This window comes from Gordonia sp. LMA167, from assembly GCF_058130025.1.
Genome location: NZ_CM176708.1, coordinates 2,326,499 through 2,349,054, shown reverse-complemented (window position 1 = coordinate 2,349,054; position 22,556 = coordinate 2,326,499). Strand labels below are relative to the sequence as shown.

Annotated in this window: 21 protein-coding genes; 9 read left to right on the top strand and 12 right to left on the bottom strand. The window is 63.5% G+C overall.

Annotation, left to right across the window (positions count from 1 at the left end):
• Nucleotides 1-2 precede the first annotated feature (2 nt).
• Together ACVT6V_RS10555 and ACVT6V_RS10550 are read right to left on the bottom strand one after the other, a co-directional pair.
• Entirely contained in the window at nucleotides 3-824 is an 822-nt protein-coding gene (locus ACVT6V_RS10555; RefSeq protein ID WP_489899745.1) for an enoyl-CoA hydratase/isomerase family protein, read from the bottom strand.
• A complete protein-coding gene (locus ACVT6V_RS10550) occupies nucleotides 821-2,086 on the bottom strand; it encodes a cytochrome P450 (RefSeq protein WP_489899744.1) in 1,266 nt (421 codons plus the stop codon). Before ACVT6V_RS10550 ends, ACVT6V_RS10555 begins: the two co-directional genes overlap by 4 nt.
• Before the next feature lie 147 nt (nucleotides 2,087-2,233).
• Between ACVT6V_RS10550 and ACVT6V_RS10545 the strand changes: the two genes are divergently transcribed.
• Nucleotides 2,234-2,836, top strand: coding sequence for a cysteine hydrolase family protein (locus tag ACVT6V_RS10545; protein WP_489899743.1), 603 nt, complete (start codon nucleotides 2,234-2,236; stop codon nucleotides 2,834-2,836).
• Between the two features lie 10 nt (nucleotides 2,837-2,846).
• Here the strand turns inward: ACVT6V_RS10545 and ACVT6V_RS10540 are convergent, their stop codons facing one another.
• The 3 genes from ACVT6V_RS10540 to ACVT6V_RS10530 are packed head-to-tail and all read right to left on the bottom strand — an operon-like array spanning nucleotide 2,847 to nucleotide 5,094.
• A complete protein-coding gene (locus tag ACVT6V_RS10540) occupies nucleotides 2,847-3,647 on the bottom strand; it encodes an SDR family NAD(P)-dependent oxidoreductase (RefSeq protein ID WP_005199548.1) in 801 nt (266 codons plus the stop codon).
• Nucleotides 3,644-3,850, bottom strand: a complete 207-nt coding sequence (locus tag ACVT6V_RS10535) for a hypothetical protein (protein WP_124708212.1) — start codon at nucleotides 3,848-3,850, stop codon at nucleotides 3,644-3,646. The genes ACVT6V_RS10540 and ACVT6V_RS10535 overlap by 4 nt, the downstream gene beginning before the upstream one ends.
• Before the next feature lie 11 nt (nucleotides 3,851-3,861).
• A complete protein-coding gene (locus ACVT6V_RS10530; RefSeq protein ID WP_164473764.1) occupies nucleotides 3,862-5,094 on the bottom strand; it encodes an amidohydrolase family protein in 1,233 nt (410 codons plus the stop codon).
• 220 nt (nucleotides 5,095-5,314) lie between these two features.
• Here ACVT6V_RS10530 and ACVT6V_RS10525 point away from each other — a divergent pair, with 220 nt between their 5' ends.
• Together ACVT6V_RS10525 and ACVT6V_RS10520 are read left to right on the top strand one after the other, a co-directional pair.
• Complete coding sequence (locus ACVT6V_RS10525) at nucleotides 5,315-6,106, top strand: SDR family oxidoreductase (RefSeq protein ID WP_005199552.1); 792 nt, start codon at nucleotides 5,315-5,317, stop codon at nucleotides 6,104-6,106.
• Between the two features lie 14 nt (nucleotides 6,107-6,120).
• A complete protein-coding gene (locus ACVT6V_RS10520; protein ID WP_489899742.1) occupies nucleotides 6,121-7,170 on the top strand; it encodes an alpha/beta hydrolase in 1,050 nt (349 codons plus the stop codon).
• A 101-nt stretch (nucleotides 7,171-7,271) separates the two neighbouring features.
• Here the strand turns inward: ACVT6V_RS10520 and ACVT6V_RS10515 are convergent, their stop codons facing one another.
• A complete protein-coding gene (locus tag ACVT6V_RS10515) occupies nucleotides 7,272-8,456 on the bottom strand; it encodes a thiolase family protein (protein WP_005199554.1) in 1,185 nt (394 codons plus the stop codon).
• Nucleotides 8,453-8,866 carry a Zn-ribbon domain-containing OB-fold protein gene (locus ACVT6V_RS10510; protein ID WP_005199555.1) on the bottom strand — a complete coding sequence of 138 codons (414 nt, stop codon included), beginning with the start codon at nucleotides 8,864-8,866 and terminating at the stop codon, nucleotides 8,453-8,455. The genes ACVT6V_RS10515 and ACVT6V_RS10510 overlap by 4 nt, the downstream gene beginning before the upstream one ends.
• Before the next feature lie 322 nt (nucleotides 8,867-9,188).
• Here ACVT6V_RS10510 and ACVT6V_RS10505 point away from each other — a divergent pair, with 322 nt between their 5' ends.
• The gene (locus tag ACVT6V_RS10505) at nucleotides 9,189-10,391 is read left to right on the top strand and encodes a CaiB/BaiF CoA transferase family protein (RefSeq protein WP_039880777.1); all 1,203 of its coding nucleotides are present in this window, start codon (nucleotides 9,189-9,191) and stop codon (nucleotides 10,389-10,391) included.
• A gap of 128 nt (nucleotides 10,392-10,519) precedes the next feature.
• On the opposite strand, the gene ACVT6V_RS10500 is transcribed toward ACVT6V_RS10505, so the two are convergent.
• From ACVT6V_RS10500 to ACVT6V_RS10490, 3 genes are all read right to left on the bottom strand, one after another.
• Complete coding sequence (locus ACVT6V_RS10500) at nucleotides 10,520-11,683, bottom strand: NDMA-dependent alcohol dehydrogenase (protein ID WP_119032214.1); 1,164 nt, start codon at nucleotides 11,681-11,683, stop codon at nucleotides 10,520-10,522.
• A 35-nt stretch (nucleotides 11,684-11,718) separates the two neighbouring features.
• A complete protein-coding gene (locus ACVT6V_RS10495; protein ID WP_124708215.1) occupies nucleotides 11,719-13,155 on the bottom strand; it encodes an aldehyde dehydrogenase in 1,437 nt (478 codons plus the stop codon).
• A 116-nt stretch (nucleotides 13,156-13,271) separates the two neighbouring features.
• Nucleotides 13,272-14,354 carry a TIGR03857 family LLM class F420-dependent oxidoreductase gene (locus tag ACVT6V_RS10490; protein ID WP_269462495.1) on the bottom strand — a complete coding sequence of 361 codons (1,083 nt, stop codon included), beginning with the start codon at nucleotides 14,352-14,354 and terminating at the stop codon, nucleotides 13,272-13,274.
• Nucleotides 14,355-14,445: 91 nt separating this feature from the next.
• On the opposite strand from ACVT6V_RS10490, the gene ACVT6V_RS10485 reads away from it, so the two are divergent.
• From ACVT6V_RS10485 to ACVT6V_RS10465, 5 genes are all read left to right on the top strand, one after another.
• The gene (locus ACVT6V_RS10485; RefSeq protein ID WP_489899741.1) at nucleotides 14,446-15,549 is read left to right on the top strand and encodes a phosphotransferase family protein; all 1,104 of its coding nucleotides are present in this window, start codon (nucleotides 14,446-14,448) and stop codon (nucleotides 15,547-15,549) included.
• On the top strand, nucleotides 15,546-15,998 hold the full coding sequence (locus ACVT6V_RS10480; RefSeq protein ID WP_005199561.1) for an FAS1-like dehydratase domain-containing protein: 453 nt from the start codon (nucleotides 15,546-15,548) through the stop codon (nucleotides 15,996-15,998). The genes ACVT6V_RS10485 and ACVT6V_RS10480 overlap by 4 nt, the downstream gene beginning before the upstream one ends.
• The gene (locus ACVT6V_RS10475) at nucleotides 15,995-16,426 is read left to right on the top strand and encodes a MaoC/PaaZ C-terminal domain-containing protein (protein ID WP_124708217.1); all 432 of its coding nucleotides are present in this window, start codon (nucleotides 15,995-15,997) and stop codon (nucleotides 16,424-16,426) included. Before ACVT6V_RS10480 ends, ACVT6V_RS10475 begins: the two co-directional genes overlap by 4 nt.
• A 67-nt stretch (nucleotides 16,427-16,493) precedes the next feature.
• Nucleotides 16,494-17,828: a TetR/AcrR family transcriptional regulator gene (locus ACVT6V_RS10470; protein WP_124708218.1), complete on the top strand. Its 1,335-nt coding sequence runs from the start codon at nucleotides 16,494-16,496 to the stop codon at nucleotides 17,826-17,828.
• A gap of 182 nt (nucleotides 17,829-18,010) precedes the next feature.
• Nucleotides 18,011-18,781: an SDR family NAD(P)-dependent oxidoreductase gene (locus ACVT6V_RS10465; RefSeq protein ID WP_119032216.1), complete on the top strand. Its 771-nt coding sequence runs from the start codon at nucleotides 18,011-18,013 to the stop codon at nucleotides 18,779-18,781.
• A gap of 117 nt (nucleotides 18,782-18,898) precedes the next feature.
• On the opposite strand, the gene ACVT6V_RS10460 is transcribed toward ACVT6V_RS10465, so the two are convergent.
• Together ACVT6V_RS10460 and ACVT6V_RS10455 are read right to left on the bottom strand one after the other, a co-directional pair.
• Nucleotides 18,899-20,080, bottom strand: a complete 1,182-nt coding sequence (locus ACVT6V_RS10460) for a CaiB/BaiF CoA transferase family protein (RefSeq protein WP_124711251.1) — start codon at nucleotides 20,078-20,080, stop codon at nucleotides 18,899-18,901.
• A complete protein-coding gene (locus ACVT6V_RS10455) occupies nucleotides 20,080-22,224 on the bottom strand; it encodes an acyl-CoA dehydrogenase family protein (protein WP_489899740.1) in 2,145 nt (714 codons plus the stop codon). The genes ACVT6V_RS10460 and ACVT6V_RS10455 overlap by 1 nt, the downstream gene beginning before the upstream one ends.
• Nucleotides 22,225-22,556 lie beyond the last annotated feature (332 nt).

Below are 22,556 nucleotides of genomic sequence, written 5' to 3'. Positions count from 1 at the left end.
CGTCACCACCCCACAAACTCGGCGGGTCGCTTCTGAACGAAGGCCTGCACGCCCTCACGGGCATCGTGCGAGTACGACTGGATCTCCTGGGCCATCGCCTCGGTGACAAAGGAACCTGCCCGGTCGACGTCGGGCGACTCGTTGAACAGCCGTTTGGTCAGACCGATAGCGCTGGTCGGCGCGGCAGCGAGGCGCCGAACGTACTCACCAACCGCCGCGTCGAGTTCGTCGGCGGCCACGACCTTGTTCACCAGACCGAGGCCGAACGCTTCGCTTGCCGGCAGCTTGTCTCCGAAGAAGGCCATCTCCTTGGCCTTCTGCATACCGATCCGACGTGGCAGCAGGTACGCGCCCCCGCCGTCGACCACCAACCCGCGCTTGACGAATGACTCTGCAAAGTAGGCGTTCTCGCTCGCAACAACCAGATCCGACGCGTACGCGAGATGAGCGCCGACACCGGCGGCCGCACCCTGGACGACCGTGACCACCGGCTTGCTGCAGTCGAGCACCGATGCGACAAGGCGCTGCGCACCGCCCATGATGGTCTTCATCGGGCCGGTGGTCCTTTTCACGTTGTTGGCATGTCCGTCGGCGAGTTTCACCACATCGGCACCGGCGCAGAACTGCTTGCCACGGCCTCGGAGCACTACGACGCGCACCTCGTGGTCGGTGCTCGCCTCGAGGAATAGTTCGATGAGGGTGTCTCGGTCAGCGGGCCGAATGGCGTTGGCCGCCTGGGGACGATTCAAATGGATCGTCAGAATGCCCTCGGTCAGCTCGCTCTGCACGGCGTCCTCGTCGACCCGCATGTCCAGCTCTGTCATTTTGTCACCGGGGTGTATTCAGCACGGAGATGTTTGATCCCGTTGAGGAAATTGGAGCGCAAAGGCACCGGCTCCCCGACCGAGCGGATATCGGGGTAACGCTCGAACAGCATCCGGAACGCGACGTCGAGTTCGAGCCGGGCGAGGTGGGCTCCCAGGCAGAAGTGCGCACCGGCCCCGCCGAAGGCCACATGCGGGTTGGGATCCCGAGCGATGTCGAACTCTTCGGGATTCTCGAAGATCGTGTCGTCGCGGTTGGCCGACGTGTACCACATCACGACCTTGTCGCCTTCGAACAGTTCGAGGTCGCCCAGCATCACACCGTCGCGGGTCACCGTACGCCGAAAGTGGATCACCGGAGTGGCCCAGCGCAGCATCTCCTCGATGGCCGTGCTCGCATATTCCTCATAGTCCGCCAACCAACGGTCACGCTGATCAGGATGCCGGGTCAGGACGTGCAAACCGTGGGAAATCACATTCCTGGTGGTCTCGTTGCCGGCTCCGACCAGCAAGATGAAGAACTTCGCCATCTCCTGCGGCGTCAGATTCTCATCGTCTGCCGCAACGAGTTTGGTGATCAGGTCGTCCTGCGGGTTGGCGATTCGATCTTCGGCGAGGTCGTTGAGCAACGCGATGAGTGCCTGGCTGGCGGCGGTGACGGCCTTCCCGATGCCACTCGCGGACTGGTCCGCGATGTACTCGGCATCGGACGCACCCAGGATGATGTTCGTCGCTTCGAGGATGAACTTCTCATGCTCACGAGGGATCCCGAGCAGATTGTCGATGATGCGCAGCGGCAGCAATGACGCGAACTCTTCGACGAAGTCACACTCGCCGGTGTCGGACATCTCATCGAGGATCTCACTGACCGTCTCCTCGATCTCGTCACGCAGTCCCGAGAGATTTCGCGCCGTGAAACCGCGCGAGACGATCTTGCGCAGTCTCGCATGCTCAGGGTTGTCCATGTCGATGATCGAGCCACGGTACTCGCGCAGTTCGGCCGGCTGATCAAAGATCTGTGTTCCACCGATTCCTGACGAGAAGTCCTCCGGCCTTCGGCTGACCTCGAGGATGTCCTCGTAGGTCGTCAGAGCCCAGAATCCCTTGGGTCGCCGTCCGTCCGTTGTCGATTCAAGCGGCACGAACATTCGCGGCCGATCACGGCGCAGCGCCGCAAAGGCCGCGTCTCGTTCGGCCGGCGACTGTTGCCACCAGGAAAGCTCGTGTAACGGGGTCGACGCGATCTCGTCGGTTTCGATCATGTGCACCGCCTCTGATAGATATGCTGGACCCATTCTGGCATTGGTGTCACTATTTGGCAACCACGTTGAACTGCATCTTTGTTGCTTCGGATGGCACGCTGTCAGAACATAACTGGCTCAAACGTCACTTGTAGTCGAGGAGGAACGATGACAGCCTACGAGGCGCCCGCGCTGGTGATCAGTGAATGTCAGCAAGGTCTTCTGGACCCGCCACCCGGGGCTTTCTCCGGACTTGCCGCACAGGCCGCGGGCCGCGGCCTGATCGAACGCACCGCTGAACTCGCCCGCGCCTTCCGGTCACGCTCGCTTCCGGTGGTGCACTGCACCATCGTTCATCGCGCGGACCAGAAGGGCATGCTGCCCAACTCGTATCTCGGCAAGATGGCGATCGAGAAACGCATGATGGTCGAGGGCACCCGCGATGTGCAGATCCCCGCCGAACTGGGCCCTGAACCCACTGATCTGGTGAGCTCTCGGGCGACCGGCCTGACCGCGTTCTACGGCACGGATCTGGACGCGATGCTGAGGCTGCAGCGCGTTCGGACTCTGGTCGTTGCCGGGATCTCCACCAACGTCGCGTTGCCCGGACTAGCACTCGAGGCTGTGAACAGGGGCTACGACGTGGTCCTCGCGGAGGATTGCACCGCAGGTACCACCGCCGAGGATCACCGGTACATGGTCGACAACCTCCTCGCGATGCTCACGCGAATCACCCCGGCAGCCGACGTCATCGGGCGGCTGCCGGGGTGATGTTTGCAGATCAGCTGATCGCGAGCGCCGCTTCCGCATCGGAGACGGCGTCTCCGTTGATCGAGAACCCGCCGTCGACCGTGACCATCGAACCTGTGGCGAACTCGGCCTCATCTGACGCGAGATAGGTCGCCGCATAAGCGATGTCCATCGGATTCCCGATCCGGGTGAGACGGCCACCACCGGTGTGATGACCGGAATCCCCACGCCCGGAGACCACACGGCCCACCAGGATGCAGTTGGCCCGGATACCGTCCGGGCCCCCCTCGACCGCCAGCGACCTTGTCAAACTCGCGACCGCCGACTTGGCGGCGCCGTATGCACCGAATCCTTTGAACCCCGCGATCGCCTGTCCCGAGGAGATGTTCACGATCGAGGCACCTTCTGCCGAAATCAGATGTGGCCAGGCATACTTCGATGCCCAGAACACATTTCCGGTCAGAGTTCCGGTCAGGATCGAATCCCACTCTGCGGTGGTGTACTCGTGCAGCGGTTTCACCGTCGTGGCGACCACGTCGGTAGGTGCCGCGTTGTTGACGAGGGTCGAGAGACCGCCGAACCGGGCCACCACCGCATCGATGGTCGATCGAACACTGTCCTCGGAAGTGACGTCGAGTGGAAAGAACTCGGCCTCACCGCCGGCATCGCGGATGAACTGGACGACCTTGTTGCCGCGTTCCACCGTCCGCCCGGTGACGGCAACCTGGGCACCCTCGGCGGCAAAGTGCTGAGCGATCGATCGGCCGATGCCCCGGGTCGAACCGGACACCAATGCGACCTTGCCCTGCAGGCGCGACCCCTGGCCGCTCACAGGGAATCCCTCAGGTTCTGCATTGCCACCAACCGTCTCCTCGCCATGGTGATCGAATCTGCACTTCCCGAATCAGATTCGAGCTTGTTCAGCTTGTTCCGCTCGAACTCGATCTCGTCATCGAGACGGTCACGGGACTCTTCGCGGGTGAGCAGGTCCTGGTCCACCCAGTCTGCTGCATCGATGTCCTTGTGCTCGGCCACGTCGACGGTCCTCACTGTGCCGAGGCCTCGACGCGCGGGAAGTTGTACAACGTGCGCGCATTGAGTTCCACGATCTTGTGAGCCTCGTCGTCCGGCACTTGCGCCAGCAACTTTTCGGTGTAGCGCCGACTGTTGGGCCAGTTGGAATCCGAATGGGGGTAATCGCATTCCCACGTGATGTTGTCGATGCCGACCTTGTGGCGCCGCGCCACACCTTCATGGTCGTCGATGAAGCAACCATAGATGTTGGAACGGAACAGATCAGAGGGACGAACCTCCTTGTTGACGTTCTGGTACCAACGGTGCTTCTCCCACGTCAGGTCGATGCGCTCGAGCAGGTACGGCATCCAACCGATCCCTCCTTCGGACAACGCGACCTTCAGGTTCGGGAACTTGTAGAAGACCGGCGAGAAGAGCAGATCGGCGGTGGCGTACATCGAATTGGTACCGAAGAGTGCGATCATCACCGCCATCGGGGCCTCGGGCGAGGTGATCGGCGCCCGTCCCGACGACCCGAAGTGCATGCACAGCGGCATCTTGGTTTCTTCGGCCGCGCGGAACACCGGGTCCCAGAAGTCGGTGTAGAACGACGGAAGGCCCAGCGAAACCGTGTTTTCCGGAAAGGTGATGGCCTTCGCGCCCTTGGCGGCACAGCGGTAGATCTCGGCCGCGGCGGCCTCGGGGTCCCACAGTGGGAGGATGATCAGCGGGATGAACCGGTCCGGAGCGGTCGCCGCCCACTCGTCGAGGTGAAAATCATTCCAGGCCTGGACCGACAACAGAGCGAGCTCTTTGTCCTCGCCCTCGAGGAATACCGTGCCGGCGAAACGGGGAAACGACGGAAAGCACAGCGCCGCCTGCACACCATCGATGTCCATGTCGGCAACTCGGGCCTTGGCGTCATAACAGCCGGGCAACATATCCGAATAGCGAGTGGGATCCATGCCGTACTCCTGCGGCTTCTTGCCCGCAACCGCGTTCAGACCGATGTTCGGATAGATACGGCCCTCGTAGGTCCACACCTCAGCGAGCTTCTTCTGCGCGGCACGGCCACCCTCGCCGCGCGCGGCGTCGAGCAGAACTGCCGACAGGCCCTCGTCCCCGTGCTGTTGACTCATGTCCATCTCGATGATCCGCGGCCCCTGGTCGAGGAACTTCCGCGGCAGCCGATCGGACCAGACATTCGGTGGCTCGATCAAGTGATCATCGACGGAAATCAAGTGCATGTAATCCTGGAGCGGCACGACGCCTCCTGCTGCGTATGACGGGCTGAGGAAGAAACGGGGCACCGGTAATCTCGGCGCCGTTCCCGTATATCTGACAGTGCGTAACGCTAGTGACAGTGATCACAAGTGTCAAGCTCTACCAGGACCTTCTTCTGTATTTCGAGATCAGCACCGCCCAGAGGCCGGGTCTAGTACCGTTTGCGTCTGACATTAATGTCACTACGGAAGGTGATCGACTGTGGATCTGCGGATGCGCGACAAGCGCTATGTCCTGATAGGTGGAACAGCGGGAATGGGTTCGGCCACGGGCCAGGTGCTTGCCGGCGAGGGCGCCTCGATGGTCCTCATCGGTCGCGACGAGTCCAAGGCCCAGGACGCCGCGCGCGCCGCCGAAGAGTCGGGCGCCACGAAGGCGTACGGAATCGCCCGCGATGTGAGTGCGCCCGGTGGTGCGCGGGAAGCCGTCGACACCGCTGCCGAACTTCTCGGCGGGATCGACGGGTTGGCGGTCACCATGGGAACCGAGGGCATGGTTCCAGTGGAATCGTCCGACGATGTCTGGACGTCGGCCTTCCGCGACGTCCTCCTGGCCACGACACGCTCGGTCGAGGCAGCGCTTCCCCACCTCAAGAAGACTCGCGGCACCGTTGTCACCACCGCCGCGTATTCCATCCGCTCACCCGAAATCGCCAGGCTCCCCTACGCATCTCTCAAAGGCGGCGTTGCGGTGTTCACCAAAGGAATCGCCAAGACGTACGGGAAGGACGGCATCCGGGCGAATTGTGTCTGCCCGGGCGCCGTCGAGACCGCTCCATTGGCAGCGCTCCGGGTCCAACTCGCCGAGCAACGCGGATACCCGGTGGAGACCGCACTCGAGCGGGTCATGGTCGAGGAATGGGGCTTCGACGCGGCACTTGGGCGCCCCGGCAAACCCGAGGAGATCGGCGAGCTGATCGCGTTCCTGCTTTCGCCACGCGCGGGCTATCTCACCGGATCACTCATCAACATCGACGGCGGCACGAACTTCTGAACGGAGGCCCTGCAATGAAATCGGCTCTTTCACTATGGCATTGGTTCTATCCCGCCGTAGCGGCGGCCATGATGATCGGATTGTCCACACCGGTTGCCGGGGCCACACCGCATGCTTCTGCCGGATGCGCCGAGATCTCGGTTCCCGTGGCTCTCGCACCTGGCGGCCCGGTCACCGCGAACATTGCGGGTGGCTATTGCGTCCCGGCCGCTGATCCGGGGACCACTCTGCAGATCCTGATCCCGGGCGCGACCTACGACCGCTCGTACTGGGACTTCCCTGGATTCGACGGCAAGTACTCCTACGTCCGTCACGCGTCGGGTTCCGGAAAAGCCACACTGGCAATCGATCCCATCGGTGTTGGCAAGAGTTCGAAGCCGTCCGGCGTTCAGGTTTCCGCATACACGGCTGCGCAGACCGTCCATGAGGTCATCGCGGCCGCCCGCAAAGGAGAACTGGGCCATCGCTGGGACAAAGTTGTCCTGGTCGGCCACTCATTCGGCTCACTGACCGCGATGATGGAAGCCGGAATGTACCACGACATCGACGGCCTCCTGATCAGCGGCGCCTCACATGCTCCGGGCCCCGGTGGCATCCTGCAGATCCAGAGGACCGTACGACCAGCGCTCCTCGATCCGGCCACCAGTGATTCCGTCCCGGCCGGCGACTACACCTACCTCAGCGTGCCGGGCGCCCGGGCGACGGCCTTCCACGCACCTGGGGACTCGGACCCGGCGGTCGTCGCCGCCGACGAAGCGACCCGGGTTGCGGGAACGATCGGTGTCCTGGCGACAATTCCGGTATTCATCCCCACGACGTTCGACATCGACGTTCCCGTACTCATCGCAAACGGCCGGGCGGACAAGGTCTTCTGCGCCCAAGGGGGCGGCGGTTCGCTCACCGACTGCGCCTCTGCCGACAGTCTCTACCGTTCCGAACGCCCGTACTTCCCAAAGGCCGATGTGAGTACTTTTGTTCTGCCCGGGGCGGGGCATTCGATCAATCTGACACTCAACAATCGAGCGTTCTTCGAGCGTGCGTCGAGGTGGATCGACTCGATCTGATCGGCCAAGGTCACCAGCGGTTCTCCACGCCCGCCATCCGAGTTCGCGGTGTCGACCCGCAGCGGCGGGTCGACACCGCGAACTCGTTCGGACCGTCTCGTTCAGGCGTCGAGGGTCAAGAGCATCGACCCTGCCTCGGGTCCGCCACCGATCCCGACGGCAGCCACCGACACGTCCTTCTTGATCTGCCGGTCTCCGGCCTCACGCCATAGTTGCGTGCAGGCTTCATGGAGGAACCCGTACCCGTGGAGCCGACCGGCCGACAGCTGCCCCCCGTGCGGGTTGATCGGCAGCGTCCCGTCGAGCGCGTAATGGCCTTCCTCATCGAGGAACTGCCCCACCTTGCCATGGTCAGCGAATCCGAGTGCCTCGATCCACTGCGAACACAGGTAACTGAATCCGTCGTAGAGGGTCGCGAAGTCGACATCGGCAGGTGTGAGGTCGGTGCTGTCCCACATCGACGCGGCGGCGTCATGGGCTGCCATCGTGGTGAAGTCGGTCCGCTGATCCCAGGTGTGGCGTTCGTAGAGCGCTGCGCCTGCGGCCTCGATCGTGATCGGAGGGTGTGGAAGACCGGCGGTTTCCTCTCGCCGCGACAAGATGATGGCGGTGGCGCCGTCGCACGGCACATCGCAGTCATACAGCCCCATCGGAGTCGAGATCATCCGGGCGCTCAGATAGTCGTCCATCGTCATCGGAGTGCGGTAGATCGCATTCGGGTTCAGCCCGGCGTTGCGCCGGGCATTGATCACGAGCTTTCCGAGTTGCTCGCGCGTCAAACCGAATTCGTACATGTAGCGTTGCGCGTACATGCCGATCCAGTTGGCAGGCGACGCCGCGCCGAACGGCAGCCGGAACTCGGCATGACCCGAGGCCCGGGTAGCTTTCTGTGTCAACGCCGCCGCGCGTCCCGACGCCTGCGCAGTGGCCTCCCACACTGATCGGAAGCAGAGCACGTGCTTCGCCCGTCCGGACGCGATTGCTGCCGCAGCGTCGAGGAGCGTGCCGATCTGCCCGGAGGTCTCCACACCACTGACGTGCCACGTCGTCTTGAGGCCGAAGGCATCGCGAACGTCGTGGGTCGTCGCGCCGACGAACCCGCCCTCGGCCGCCACCGGACCCGGATAGCTGGCGACACCATCGATGTCGTCGAAAGACAAGCCGGCATGGGCAACGGCCCGTTCGGTTGCCTCGAGTGCGAGGTCGATACCCGAGCGGCCGATGCGCCTGCCGATCTGAGACTGACCGATCCCGGTGATGACTGCTTTGTCGTCGACGAATGTCATGCCGCCACCGGCCTGAAGAATGGCAGGGCCACGTCGTCATGTTCTTCGAACACGACCTCGACCGCCATACCGATCTCGACTGCGTCGACATCGATACCGACGATGCAAGTGGTCAGGCGGACATCTGGTTGGTCGTCGAGTTCGACCACGGCGATCACGTACGGGGGCGGGAACGCCGGGAACCACGGGTGGTGATTGACGGTGAACGACGAGATCCGGGCGCGTCCAGATGCGGCCTCGGGACCGACGTTGCGGCTTCGACAGCGCCAGCACGCACCCACCGGTGGATGAATCCAGCCCCGGCACTCCTGGCATCGGTAGATGCGGAGCTCTCCTTCGAAACCGCCGGTCCAGAAGGCCTGCGATTCCGGCGTCACCTCCGGAAGCATCCGGCCCGTGTCAATCGACATCCTGTATTTCCTTCCGAGAACCACCGTTGCCGCGGTGGTGCAAACGTGGTGCCGGACGTGACGCCGGTCACGGCTACTGAGGCTACCACTTCGTGGGCATATCGTCAGATACCAATCTCGCGCAATCACACCCCTTGCATCTACGTCATCTGCATTAGCGGCCCTAACTGGGAATAGCTCCGTGTCAGCGGTCGTGATCCGCGCCACAAATTGCGATCCTTTTCATGTACACTCAGTCAGATATTGGTCGATGGGCCTAGGCGACACTCGCTCGCGGTCCGTCGAGATCTGGACCGAAAGGAACAATGCCGTGGTTGGTGTGATGAATGGAATTCGTGTCGTCGAGGTAGCGGCGTGGACGTACGTGCCCGTCGCGGGGGCGATCCTCGCCGAGTGGGGCGCCGACGTGCTCAAGATCGAGCACCCCGAATCGGGCGATCCTCAGCGTGGGCTGGTCACCTCTGGCCTGATCCCCGCCGGCGGCGTCAACCACATGTTCGAGCTCCCCAACCGTGGCAAGCGCAGTGTCGCACTGGACCTGAAGTCGGAGCAGGGTCGCGATCTGCTGATGAAGCTGGTTGCCACCGCGGACGTCTTCCTCACCAACTTTCGTCCGGACGCTCGGAAGAAGTTGCGCATCGACGTCGAGGACGTTCGCGCCGTGAACGACAAGATCGTGTACGTCCGCGGGTCTTCCACCGGCCAGCGCGGCGATGAAGCCAACCGCGGCGGGTACGACATGACATCCTTCTGGAGTCGCGGTGGCGCCGCCGACAATGTCAGCCCAGACGAGCTCGACTACCGACTCACCATGCCCGGCCCCGCATTCGGTGATGTGCTGGGCGGGCTCACCATCGCCGGCGCCGTCTCCACCGCATTGCTGCATCGCGAGCGAACGGGTGAGGCTCTCACGGTCGACAGCTCGTTGCTGGCAATGGGCGCCTGGGCGATGGGCGCAACCATTGCGGGCGCCAACGCTTTCGACATGGAGCGGTACCCCAAGCACACACCGTCGACGGCGGCGAATCCACTTGTCAACATCTACAAGACCTCGGACGACCGCTTCATCTCGTTGGTCATGCTCGAGTCCGACCGATTCTGGCCCGAGTTGGTCACCGCACTGGGCATTCCGGAGATGATCACCGATCCTCGATTCGAAAGTCACAAGAAGCGAGGCGAAAACCGTCTCGAAGCCATCGAGGTCCTCAACAACGCCTTCGGCAAGCGAACCCTCGAAGAATGGAAGAAGGAGCTCGCCCACATCGACGGGTCGTGGTGTGTCGTACAGACACCTCGGGAGGTGGTCACCGACCCGCAGGTCCTCGCCAACGGGTACATCTCCGACGTGACCGACTCGAACGGCGTGGACTTCAAGCTCGTCAATACCCCGATCCAGTTCAACGAAGTGCCCAACGAGCTGACCCGCGCTCCCGATCACGGTGAACATACCGACGCCGTCCTCGAAGAGTTGGGGCTGACGATGGACGAGATCATCGATTACAAGGTCAGCGGCGCGATCCTGTAGGCAGCGGACAATCTGAGAGCGGGAGTGCACCGAACGGTGCACTCCCGCTCTCAGATTCGGTTCCTGCTCGACGGGCGCCGTCGGCGATGGCCGTGCCCGGTGACGTTCACCGGGCACACTCGGGTGGATCAGACTCCTGCGGTAGCGCTTTCCAGCGCAGCCGCGCCGTCCGCGTCGGCCGCCGGGTACCGGAGGATGCCACGGACGTTCTTGCCGGCACGCATGTCGTCGTACCCGTCGTTGACACCCTCGAGCGGGTAGCTACGGGTGACCATCGCATCGAGGTCGACGAATCCACCGCTCCACAGCTCCAAGATCTTGGGGATGTCGGCGCGCGGGTTGGCCGAACCGTACAGGCTGCCCACGATCTGCTTTTCCTGCAGGGTCAGGTCCATCAGGTTCACCGACACCTCGCGTTCGAGCATCGGATGAATGTTGGTGACAACGAGACGTCCGCGTTTGGCAGTCATCGCCAAAGCCTTTGCGATCAAACGACCTTCGCCCACACCCATGGCGCAGATGAACTTGTCGGCGCCCCGGTGCCAGGTGGCCTCGGCAACCACCGCGGGTGCTTCGTCCCACGATTTCGCCACGTGAGTGGCGCCCATGGACAGGGCGATCTCTTGCTTGTGCTCCGACGGATCGATCACCGTGATCGTGCGGGCGCCCGACAGCTTCGCGCCCTGGACCGCCGCGGCGCCGATGCCGCCGACGCCCGCGACGACCACGTTCTCCCCGGGCTGAACGTCGGCGGTGTACACCGACGAACCCCACCCGGTGATGAACCCGCAACCGAGTAGACACGCACGATCAAGGGGATGGTGCGGTTCGATCTTGATGCAACTCGCCTCGTTGACCACGGTGTGGTGAGCGAAGGAGCCCACCCCACAGGCGAGCGCGAGGTCTTCTCCTGCAATGTGGTGGCGTGCCGTGTCGTCCTGGATCTGGTTGCCACTGTATATTTTTGCCCCCAGGTCACACAGGCTCTGATGGCCGTTGGAACAAGAGGGGCATCGCCCACACGACGGAATGAATCCGAAGACAACGTGATCACCGGGCTGGAGCCACGACACATGAGAGCCGACCTGCTTCACCACACCCGCGCCCTCGTGCCCGCCGATGCAGGGCAGCCTGAAAGGCATGTCGCCGGTAACGATGTGCTCGTCGGAATGACACATGCCCGAGGCATGCAGTTCGACCAGAACCTCTTGTTCTTTCGGCGCATCGAGTTCGATTGTCTCGATCTGCCATGCAGCATTGCGCTCCCACAGGACCGCCGCCTTGGTCTCCATAATCATCGTCCTTCCACACTGGTTCTGACGAGACGTCAGAGAATGATCGATTGCGACTCGAGATACGTCGCGATGCCTTCTGGCCCGCCCTCACGGCCGATCCCAGACTTCTTGAAGCCACCGAATGGACTCCCGAAGTCCAGGGGTGCAGGCGAATTCACCGATACTGAACCGGTCTGCATACGAGTGGCGACATCGGCCGCCCGGACGGGATCAGCCGACCAGACCGCCCCCGCCAGGCCGTACTCGGAATCGTTGGCCACAGCAACCGCTTCGTCGTCCCCGTCATAAGCGATGACGACGGCAACCGGGCCGAACAGCTCGTCACGGGCGATCGCCATGTCGTTGTCCACATCGGCGAGCACTGTTGGATTCACGTATGCCCCACCGTCGAGCCCGTCGGGCCGCGTGCCTCCTGCGACCACACGGGCGCCCGCCTCGATCGCGCCGGACACCGCCGCCTCGATCCGGTCTCGGGCCGCCTTATTGATGACGGGACCGACCTCGGTCTCCCGCTCGGTCGGATCTCCGACACGCATCGCCGCCACGGCCGCGGCAAATGGTTCAAGGATTTCGTCGTAGCGACTGCGCGGCAGAAGAATACGCGTCTGCGCTGCGCAGATCTGTCCGTTGTTCGCCATGACGCCGGTGACCAAACCCTTGATGAGTTTGGCATCGACGACAACGTCGTCGAGAACAATGGCGGCCGATTTTCCGCCGAGCTCGAGCGTCACACGGCGGATGTCTCGTGCACACGCCGCTCCGATCCGCTTTCCGGCGCCGGTGGATCCGGTGAAGCTGACCTTGTCGACACCAGGATGCTCGACCAAGGCCTCTCCGGTGGCGATGCCACCGGAGACGATGTTGACCACACCCGCCGGGATACCGGCTTCCTCGATGCACTCACTGAGCATCGACAGACCCAGCGGCGCCTCGGGGGATGGTTTGAGGACGATCGCACACCCCGCCGCCAGCGCCGGCGCCATCTTCAGTGCCGCGGTGAACAGCGGAGCGTTCCATGGCACGATCGCTGCGACAACGCCCACCGGAACACGTCGCACCAGCACCTCCCCACCGATCAGCGATGGACGCTTGGCCTCGAACTCGTAATCCGGCGCAATTGCGGCGCACGAACGGTATACACCGAGGGCAGTGGCCAACTGCCCGAACGGTGTCCACTTGCGCGGCGAGCCGACCTCGGCGGAGATGAGGTCGGCGAAGACCTCGGTCCTGGATTCGATTGCGTCGGCCAACGCGGAGATCGCCGCCGCACGCTCCGCCGGACTCCAATTCCGCCACGGCCCGTGATCAAGAGCCGCCCGAGCGGAGTCGACGGCGACACCGACGTCGGCCGTGCTCGCCTCACTGACGCGACCGAGCACCACGCCGGAGGCCGGCGAACGGACCTCGATGCGTGGCCCCGACGTCGGGCTCCATTTGCCGGCGACATACATGCCTTCGTATTCGTACACGGGCAACCTTTCATCCTTCTCCGCGAGCGTCGAAGCCAAGGTGCAGCGGCCGCCCATCGAAATCGACTCAATTCTGGCAGTAATGTCACTCTAGGGCAAGGTGCCGCCCCAGCGGTTCAGCCGAAGAGTGGGCCGAGCTGATCGGGCGTGCTGCCGTGGAGGACCAGTTCGTCGGCACCCGCGTCGCGGTAGCTCTCGAATGTCTTCCAGCAGTCGGCCGCCGACCCCACCGCCGCCGCCGAGCGAATCCATTCGACCGGCAGCGAGGATGCGACATCGGTGAGTTGTTCGCGGGTCCGAACCGAATCCGCTGCTCCGCGAAGGCCGACCAGATGGGGATGTGCACGCAGCGCGTCGAGGTCCTCGATCGACCACCCGTTGACCTTTGCGAGCTGTTCGCCGAACTTGGGGATCTGGTAATAGGTCACCGCACGCGCACCCACCACGGCCATCTCCTCGGCGGGGTCGAGGCCCGATGCGACCACGACCGTCGCATAGATGCGCACACTGCCGGCCTTTCGACCAGCTTCTTTCTCGGCTTCGCGGACCGCGGTCACCGATCGTGCCACCGCCTCGGGCGTCAGAAACGGGTGCAGCAACACGCCATCGAAATGTCGCCCGGCGATGCCGAGACCCTTGGGCCCGATTGCCGCGAAGACGAGGGGCGGAACAGGCTGATCGGGAAGGTCGGTGAGACGCAGGGATGGGTAATTGCCCGCGGGTCCATCGTATTTGACCTTCTCGCCCCGGCAGAGGCGGCGAAAGAGCTCAGCCGAGTCGATGATTGATGCGTTGGTGGAAGTCGGTAGCCCCACCGCCTTCCACATCGCGTCGACAGAGCGCCCGATCCCGATCACGATGCGACCGTTGGACATGGCCTGGGCGGTCATCGCCATCGACGCGAGCATCGCGGGATGTCGGGACTGGAAGTGCGTGATTCCGGAGGCGATCCTGATCGAGTCGGTGACCTGGCCGATGGCCCCGGCCAGGACCCCGAAATCCTTCGTGCCCCATCGCTCACTGAGCCACAGTGTGCTCAGCCCGAGCCGCTCCGCTTCCATCGCCTGGCCGATGGCCGGACGCGGATCGGGCACCCGTCCGGGAAGCGTGTACGCACCCAGGGCGGGAGAGGCCGGTTGCCCGGCCTTGCCGACCGGAGGCGGCACTTTTTCGGCATTGGTGGATTTTCCGTCGGTCATACCCCTATTCTGACAGTGTTGGTCACTTTAGGAAAGGGTCTTCGCCGCCGGGTTCTTCGGACGGCGAACCGGGCCCGGGGAAGGCAATCGCATGGTGTACACACCGACCCGCGGCGAACTCGGGGGCGGAGCCCGCGAGGTCCTCGACTCATGGCTACCCGAGCGCATCGCACCCGACGGCACCGACTTCGAGATCTCGGACTTCTCGGCTCCCGACGCCGGCTACTCGGGCAAGACCGTGTTCTTCGCCGCACGTTGGACAGACACGACGGGAACCCGGCAGCACACGGATCTGGTATTGCGCATGCAGGCGTCGGACCATCAGCTGTTCACCACCCCCGACGCGCCGAGACAGGCCGAGATCATGCAGCGACTCGGCCGTACCGCCGGGATCGCTGTTCCGGAGATCGTGTGGATCGAACACGACGAATCGGTCCTGGGCGCCCCGTTCTACTTGATGCGTCGCGTCGCGGGCCGCACCCCGTCCGACGTCCCGAGCTGGCACAAACGCGGGTGGACCGCAGAGCTGTCCGAGTCAGATCGAGAACTTCTGTGCGATAACGCCATACGATCCCTTGTTGCAGTCCACCAAGTCCAGGACCCGGATGTGCTCGACTACCTGCGCGCTGATCCCGCCACCGGTGACACCGCACTGGCGCGCTACCTCGACAACCTCCGTGGATGGTACGAGTGGGCACGTGCCGACCTGGTGGTCGGCTCGCAGATCCTCGCACGCGCATTCGACGTCATCATGACCCTGGCCCCTGACACCAACCGCGAGGGGGTGGTCTGGGGGGACGCGCGGGTGGGAAACATGTCCTTCGCCGACGACATGTCGGTCGCCGCACTCTTCGACTGGGAGACTGCCACCACTGGTCCTCCGGAAATCGACCTGGGGTGGTGGTTGATGTTCGAAGAGTTCCTTTGCGAGGCATTGGGTTTCACCCGAATGCCGGGAGTCCCGGACAGTGACGAGACCGTCCGCCGCTATCTCGAGTTCGGCGGACGGATCGACGGTGACATCACCTACTACCAACTGGTGGCGGCGTTTGTGTTGTCGCTCATCAATAATCGACTGGCCGTTCTCCTCGCCCGGGATGGCCTCGCCGTCGACATCGCACACAGCTACCCCACCACCGTCGTCGCACTCGTCGATAGATACCTCACCGAACTGAGCACCGGAGGAACCAAATGAGCAGTACCACAGATCCAGACGCATCCCCGGTCGGCACCACCGGCCTGCCCTGGGAAATGGTGATCGAACAGGGCAAGATCAGGGAGTTCGCCGCGGCAATGCAGTCGGACAATCCCGCATACCAGGGTGCGGAGGCCATCATCCCACCCACCTTCTTGGTGAATGCCGCACAGTGGGCGCCGGCCGGAGTGCGGGTCAATGTCGGTTTCGAGCGAAAGCGACTGCTACACGGCGAGCAGGAGTACGTGTTCAGCGGCCCTCCCCCGAAGGTCGGCGACGTCCTCGTTGCCCAAGAGCGCATCGTGGACAGATACGAAAAACCCGGCAAACGCGGCGGGCAGATGAGATTTGCGGTGGTCGTCACGGACTACCGCCACCGCAATGGCGATCTCGTCGCCCAGGCCAAGGCAACCTTCATCGAACGCGCGGCGAAAGAGGCATCGAAATGACGAGCACCCAAACCGTGTTCGCGGTCGGCGATACCGCCCCTCCCCGCGATTTCGGACCATTGACCCGCCAGATGTTTGTCCGATACTCCGGGGCCTCGGGTGACCTCAACCCGATGCATTACGACGATGAGATGGCGCGCAGCGCGGGAAACCCGTCGGTGTTCTCCCAAGGAATGCATCAGTCGGCGCTCCTCGCGACATTCGCAACAGACTGGCTCGGCGCAGCGAATGTGCGACGATTCGGAGTGAGATTTCGAGAGCAGGTCTGGCCCGGAGACATCTTGACCTGCACCGGAACCATCACGGCGATCACTGATGGCGCCGATGGGGAGACCGTGGCCACAGTGGAGTTGATCTGTAGTCGGCAGACCGGTGCCATCGCGATCGCAGGATCAGCGGATTTCGTCATCACGCGGGCGCAGGCATGACAACCCGACGACAGCCACGCCGGGCCGGGAGTCGTCCATGCCTACAACAACAGTTAGACTGACCGCAGTGTCAGAAACAACGCCGATCACGCGCCGAGCCAGTTACGGCCCGTCCAGCCCAGAAGTGGGCAGCCGGGGCGCCAACACGCGTACCAAAATCGTTGACGTCTCGCTGGACCTGTTCGGGCGCGTCGGGTTCTTCAACACCTCGGTCGATGCGATCGCCAAGGAAGCCGACATCTCCAGGGCGACACTCTACCAATACTTTCCCGGCAAGGACGAGATCTTCCTGGAACTGCTCGATGTCTGTGGACGGGCACTGTTCCGCGTGGCGCGGCGCATCGGACCGCTGGGTCCCACCAAAGTTGGATTCGACAATCTCAATTGGTGGCTGGGCGAGTGGAGTTGGGTCTTCGACCGCTATTCCACGATGTTCGTGCAGTGGACCAGCGTCGCGATGGCCGACACCTCTGTGCGACCGCAGATCGATTCGTTCATGTCCGGTTACACACGGATGGTCACCGCCCGGCTCGAGCAGTCGGAGCTACACGGCATCGAACCGCGGGTGGCCGCGATGGCGATGATCGCCATCGTGCACCGCATGAACCTGTTCCTCGCCACCGACCGAACCTACGGTCGCGACACCCAGGCCGTCGTCGACTCGTTGTCGGTCTACCTCCAATTGCTCCTGTTCCCCGACACGCCGTCGTCCGTGCTGAACAGCATTCCGTTGGAGACGCCGCCCGAGAACCCGGTGATCAACGTACCTCCGCTACCGTCGATCGCTGGTCTGTCGATGGACGACAGGACCGCGAATCTCAGCAAGCGCGCGGTCAACACAGTCCGAACGCTGGTGGACGCGGGCGCCAAACAGTTCCAGCTCAAGGGCTACCACCGGACCAGCGTCGACGACATCGTCGAAGAGGCGGGACTGGCCCGCGGCACCTTTTACAAATACTTCAGTGAGAAGCAGGATCTGCTGGTCACCGTCAGCATCGAGGGCATCCGGCACGCCCTCGAACACGCCGAGCGTTTGAGCAAGATCGATCTCACGGATCCCGACACCACCGAACTGCGCGCCTGGATCAGCAGCTTCACGGGCTTCATGACGCGATTCTCGGGCTCCATCGGCGCATGGACCGAAAAGACCACGGACAACGACATCGTGACCCAATTGGGCATCTGCGGACAGGCGGCCATGGATTCGGCGATGGTGGCCGATCTGGTCACCCGCAAACGTGACTACCATTTCGACCCGGTCATCGCCGCAATCATCTTCCGGTCGTTGGTGACCCGGGTTCCGCAAGCCGCACAGGAACTCTCACCACCATTGTCGGAAGACGAGATCGCCGACCTCGTGATCGACTGCGTCGGGCGAGGCTTCTTCAGCCATCTGACCTGATTTCACTGATCGATCTGACCTGTGCTTCAACGAGTTAGTTTCCATACCTAAAGCGCTGCTGTGTATCTGGACTCAGACCACCTTCGGAGGTGGATTTTTTCTGACAACTGTGTCATCTTTGATGGAGTTCTGTTCGCCCGGCGGTACCCCGATAGGTGCCGCGGCAGGAGAGGAAACTCCACATGGATATCACCCGCGCATCAGCGCTCGTCACCGGTGGCGCCGGAGGTCTCGGCGAGGCCACCGTTCGTACGCTGGCCGCCGCCGGCACCTCGGTGGTCATCGCCGACCTCAACGACGAGAAGGGCAAAGCCCTCGAAGTCGAACTCGGCGACCACGTCCGCTATGTCAGTACCGATGTGCTCGACGAGAGCAGCGTAAACGCGGCTCTCGCCGTAGCCAATGAGCTTGCCCCCCTTCGGATCGTCGTCAATGCCCACGGCGGCTCCGCGGGCGCGTCCCGCGTTGTCGGCCGTGACGGGGAGCCGGCGTCCTTCGAGCAATTCCAGTGGTACATCAACCTTTTCCTCAACGGGACCTTCAATGTGCTGCGTCTCGGCGCGGCGGCGATGGCGAAGAACGAGCCCGACGAAGCCGGCAATCGAGGTGTCATCGTCAACACCGCCAGCATCGCCGCATTCGAGGGCCAGATCGGCCAAACGGCGTACTCCGCCGCCAAGGGCGGTGTTGTGGGACTGACCTTGCCTGCCGCACGCGACCTGACGAAACAGGGCATCCGTGTGATGGCGATCGCGCCGGGTACCTTCTTCACCCCCGCATTCAAGATGGAGCGAGAAGAGGCCGAAAAGCACTGGGGATCAGGCGTCCCCTACCCGAACCGGATGGGTAGCCCCGCAGAGTACGCGGCGTTGGTCGAGCACATCGCCGAGAACGACTACCTCAACGGCGAGGTCATCCGTATCGACGGAGCCTTGCGTTTCGGACCGAAGTAGTCCGGGCAGAAGAGCATTCACGTCGAGCGGGTCGAAACATCAACCGATCTTTCGACCCGCTCGCCGTTGATTCAGGACTCGCCGTCCGCGTCGGGCACGATCTACCCGATCAACGGGTCAGACGACATGCACTTCGCGGAGCCGAGCGATCTCTGCGTCATCCCTGCCGAGCTCTCGCAGAATGGCGATGGTGTGTTCGCCCAGCGCCGGCACCGGATCCATTCTGGCCTGGACTCCACGCAGCACCGCCGGCGGTAGGAGCGCCCGGACCTGTCCGCCCGGCGTCTGGACGTCGCGCCAGCGCTCGCGTTCGGACAGGACCGGGTGATCCCAGAGTTGCTCCATCGTGTTCATCCTGGCATTTGCGATACCCGCGGCTTCGAGCTTCTTCTCCAGTTCGTCCGCGCTGAGTGGCTCGATCGCCGCAGTAACGATCGCCTCCAACTCTTCGCGGTTGAGCACGCGCACAGGGTTCTTTGCGAATCGCGGATCGTCGACCAGCCCGGGCAGGTCCAGGACCTGAGTGCAGAACCGTTCCCATTCGGGTTGATTCTGTATCGCCAGCAGCACGGTGCCGCCATCGCCGACGCTGAAAGGGCCGTACGGGGCGATCGTCGCGTGCCGTGCACCCGTCCGACGCGAAGGGGTTCCTCCGTACTGCGAGTAGTACATCGGTGAACCCATCCACTCGGCGAGTGCCTCGAACAGCGAGACCGTCACTGCCGGAGCATCGCCCGTTGTCGCCCGAGAATAGAGAGCGGCAAGGATGCCGGAATAGGCGAAGCTACCCGCCGCGATGTCGGCAACCGAGATTCCCGCCTTTGCGACCTCCTGCTCGGTTCCACTGACACTGAGCAATCCGGCCTCGGCCTGAACCAACAGATCGTAGGCCTTCCGCGACTGCCAAGGCCCTTCTCCGTACCCGGTGATGTCACAGACGATCAGTCGTGGGTGGGAGTCCTTGAGGTCGTCGGCCCCCAGCCCCATCCGGCGGGTCGCACCCGGTCCGAGGTTCTGCAGGAACACGTCCGCGTCGGTCAGAAGTTCTCGCAGCAACTGTTGCCCCACAGCGCTCTTGAGGTCCAACGTGAGCGATTCCTTGGAGCGGTTGAGCCAGACGAAGTAGCTCGATTCCCCATGGACCGTGTCATCGTATCCCCGCGCGAAGTCCCCGACCCCGGGCCGCTCGATCTTGATGACGCGCGCCCCGAGATCGGCCAGTTGGCGAGTGGCGTACGGAGCGGCCACCGCTTGCTCCAGACTGATCACCGTGATGCCGGCGAGCGGCAACGAGTTCATCATCGGGCCAGCGGATCGCGCGGCAGGCCGAGGAGCCGCTCGGCGATGGTGTTGCGCATGATCTCGGATGTGCCGCCGGCGATGGTCAGACAGCGCGCGAACAGATATGCGTACGTCAGCTCAGGAGTCTCACCGGTCACCGCTGCGGTGCCGGCCAGATCGATACCCAGCTCGGTGACACGTTGCGAATGCTCGGCTTTGATGAGCTTCGTCACGTTGGCTTCCGGGCCGGGACCGGCACCGATGACCGCGCGTGCGGCCTGCCTCAGGTTGAGTAGACGAAGGGTGTGTGCTTCGGCGATCACCTCACCGACGCGCCGCACACCGTCGGCACTCTCTGACTCGTCGAGCAGCTTTACGAGACCGGCGGCCCCGAACGCGATGGAACCGCTACCGCCGCCGATGGATACCCGTTCGTTGCCCAGGGTGGCACGGGCGACCTTCCAGCCCTCGCCCACTGCGCCGACGACGTCGGAGTCCGGCACGAAGACATCGTCGAAGAAGACCTCGTTGAACAACGCGTCGCCGGTGATTTCACGTAACGGACGGATCTCGACACCTTCGGCCGAAAGGTCGATCGCCATCATCGACACCCCGGCATGCTTGGCTGCGTCGGGGTCGGTCCGGACGGTCGCCAGACCCCATTGACAGTCGAGAGCGACACTGGTCCAGACCTTTTGGCCGGTCACGCGCCAACCGCCCTCCACCCTCTTGCCCACGGTTCGAACGGCAGCGGCATCCGAACCTGCACCGGGCTCGCTGAACAGCTGACACCACTGATCCCGGCCGCGCAGCACCGGTTCGATCCACCGATTGCGCTGATCGTCCGAACCCACCTGCGAGATGGTGAGATTGACCCAGCCGGTGATGCCCAGGTCTGGCAGATCGATGCCCTCGAACTCCTCCTCGATCACCAATTGCTCGATCGCCCCGGCCTCGCGCCCCCAGGGCTTGCGCCAGTGCGGGACCAGGTATCCGCTGTCGACGAGGTGATCGCGTCGCTGCGCCTCGGGCAGTGCTCTGACAGCCTCGGCCTCGGCACGGGCAGCCGTCCGGAACACCTCGGCCTCCTCGGGCAGCTCGAATATTGCGCCCTGGGCCTGACCCGACCGGTAGGCGGCGACGATGTCGACCAACGGATCGATGCCGTCGGACAGGATTGCGGCGACCGTGGTCGCACGTCGCAGGTAGAGGTGCGCATCGTGCTCCCAGGTGAACCCGATGCCACCATGAAGCTGGATGTTCATCCGGGCGTTCTTCAGCTGGGTCGGGCCCGCATAGGAGGCCGCGACAGCTGATGCGAACCAGGCGCTGTCGATGTCATTGGCGCGGGCTGCATCCCAGGTGGCCGCGACGGTCGCCTCCGCGGCGATGAGCATGTCGGCGCAGTGATGCTTGACAGCCTGGAACGAGCCGATGGTCCGTCCGAACTGTTCGCGAACCTTTGCGTAGTCCGTGGCCATCTCGAGACACGCCAGCGCCCCGCCAGTGGCCTCGGCGGATGCGAGGACACGCAGCAGGCTGCGACCCGAGCGTGCCGCACCCTCGAGAATTCGGTTGGCCGGGACAGCAACTCCCGTACATGAGACCGTCCCCAGCCCGCGAGTGGTGTCCAGTGAGGTGGCTGGGCTGATGCTTACCCCCGCCATGGTCGTGTCGAGCACCACGAGGTCATCGCCGATCGCGAGGACGAGCAGATCTGCCTCCGGAGCCGACAAGACCGCGCGCACCTGGCCGCTGACCAGGCCCTCGGTGTCGCGGGACAGCCCCGCGGCGAGGCCGACCGCACCAACTGTCGATCCGTCCGCGAGCCCGGGGAGCACTTCCGCCTTGAGGTCGGCATCCCCGGAGTGCGCGATGACTGCCGATGCGGCGACCGTCGCAAGGAACGGGCCGGGAGCCAGCTCATGCCCCATCGCCTCGAGGACGACGGTCAGCTCCGCGATACCGTAGCCCGACCCACCGTGTTCTTCCGGGAGATGCAAGCCGAGCCAACCGAGATCCGCTGTGCTCGACCAGAACTTGTCGGGAACGGGTGATCCGTCGAGGGAAGCGCGGGCAGCGTCGCGGACACCATGCCGCCGGAGATGGCCGGCAGCGGCATCGGCGAGTTCAATGTGTTCGGGGGATATGGCAAGTGCCATCTCGGCCACCTTTCGATTGCGAGCTGATTGGCCTTTCGGCACACGCAACTGACCCTAGATGTCAGATCAACGATATTCAAGGCTCGATGTAGCGCGCATGCCGAACAAGCATCGCCACAACACCCAATGATTCCGCCCCCTTCTGAACTGCGCAAACAATCGCTCGAACCGGTGGACCGACATCTTTCCCACAATTCGTGGACAAGGTGTCAGATCATCCACTATGGTTTTGCCAAGGAGTGACCCACGTCATTCTTCCGGAGCACCCCTGCCGAGTCAGCACAGAACGGGCATCGGGCCGACGATGGGGATCACATCACACGAGAGATTTG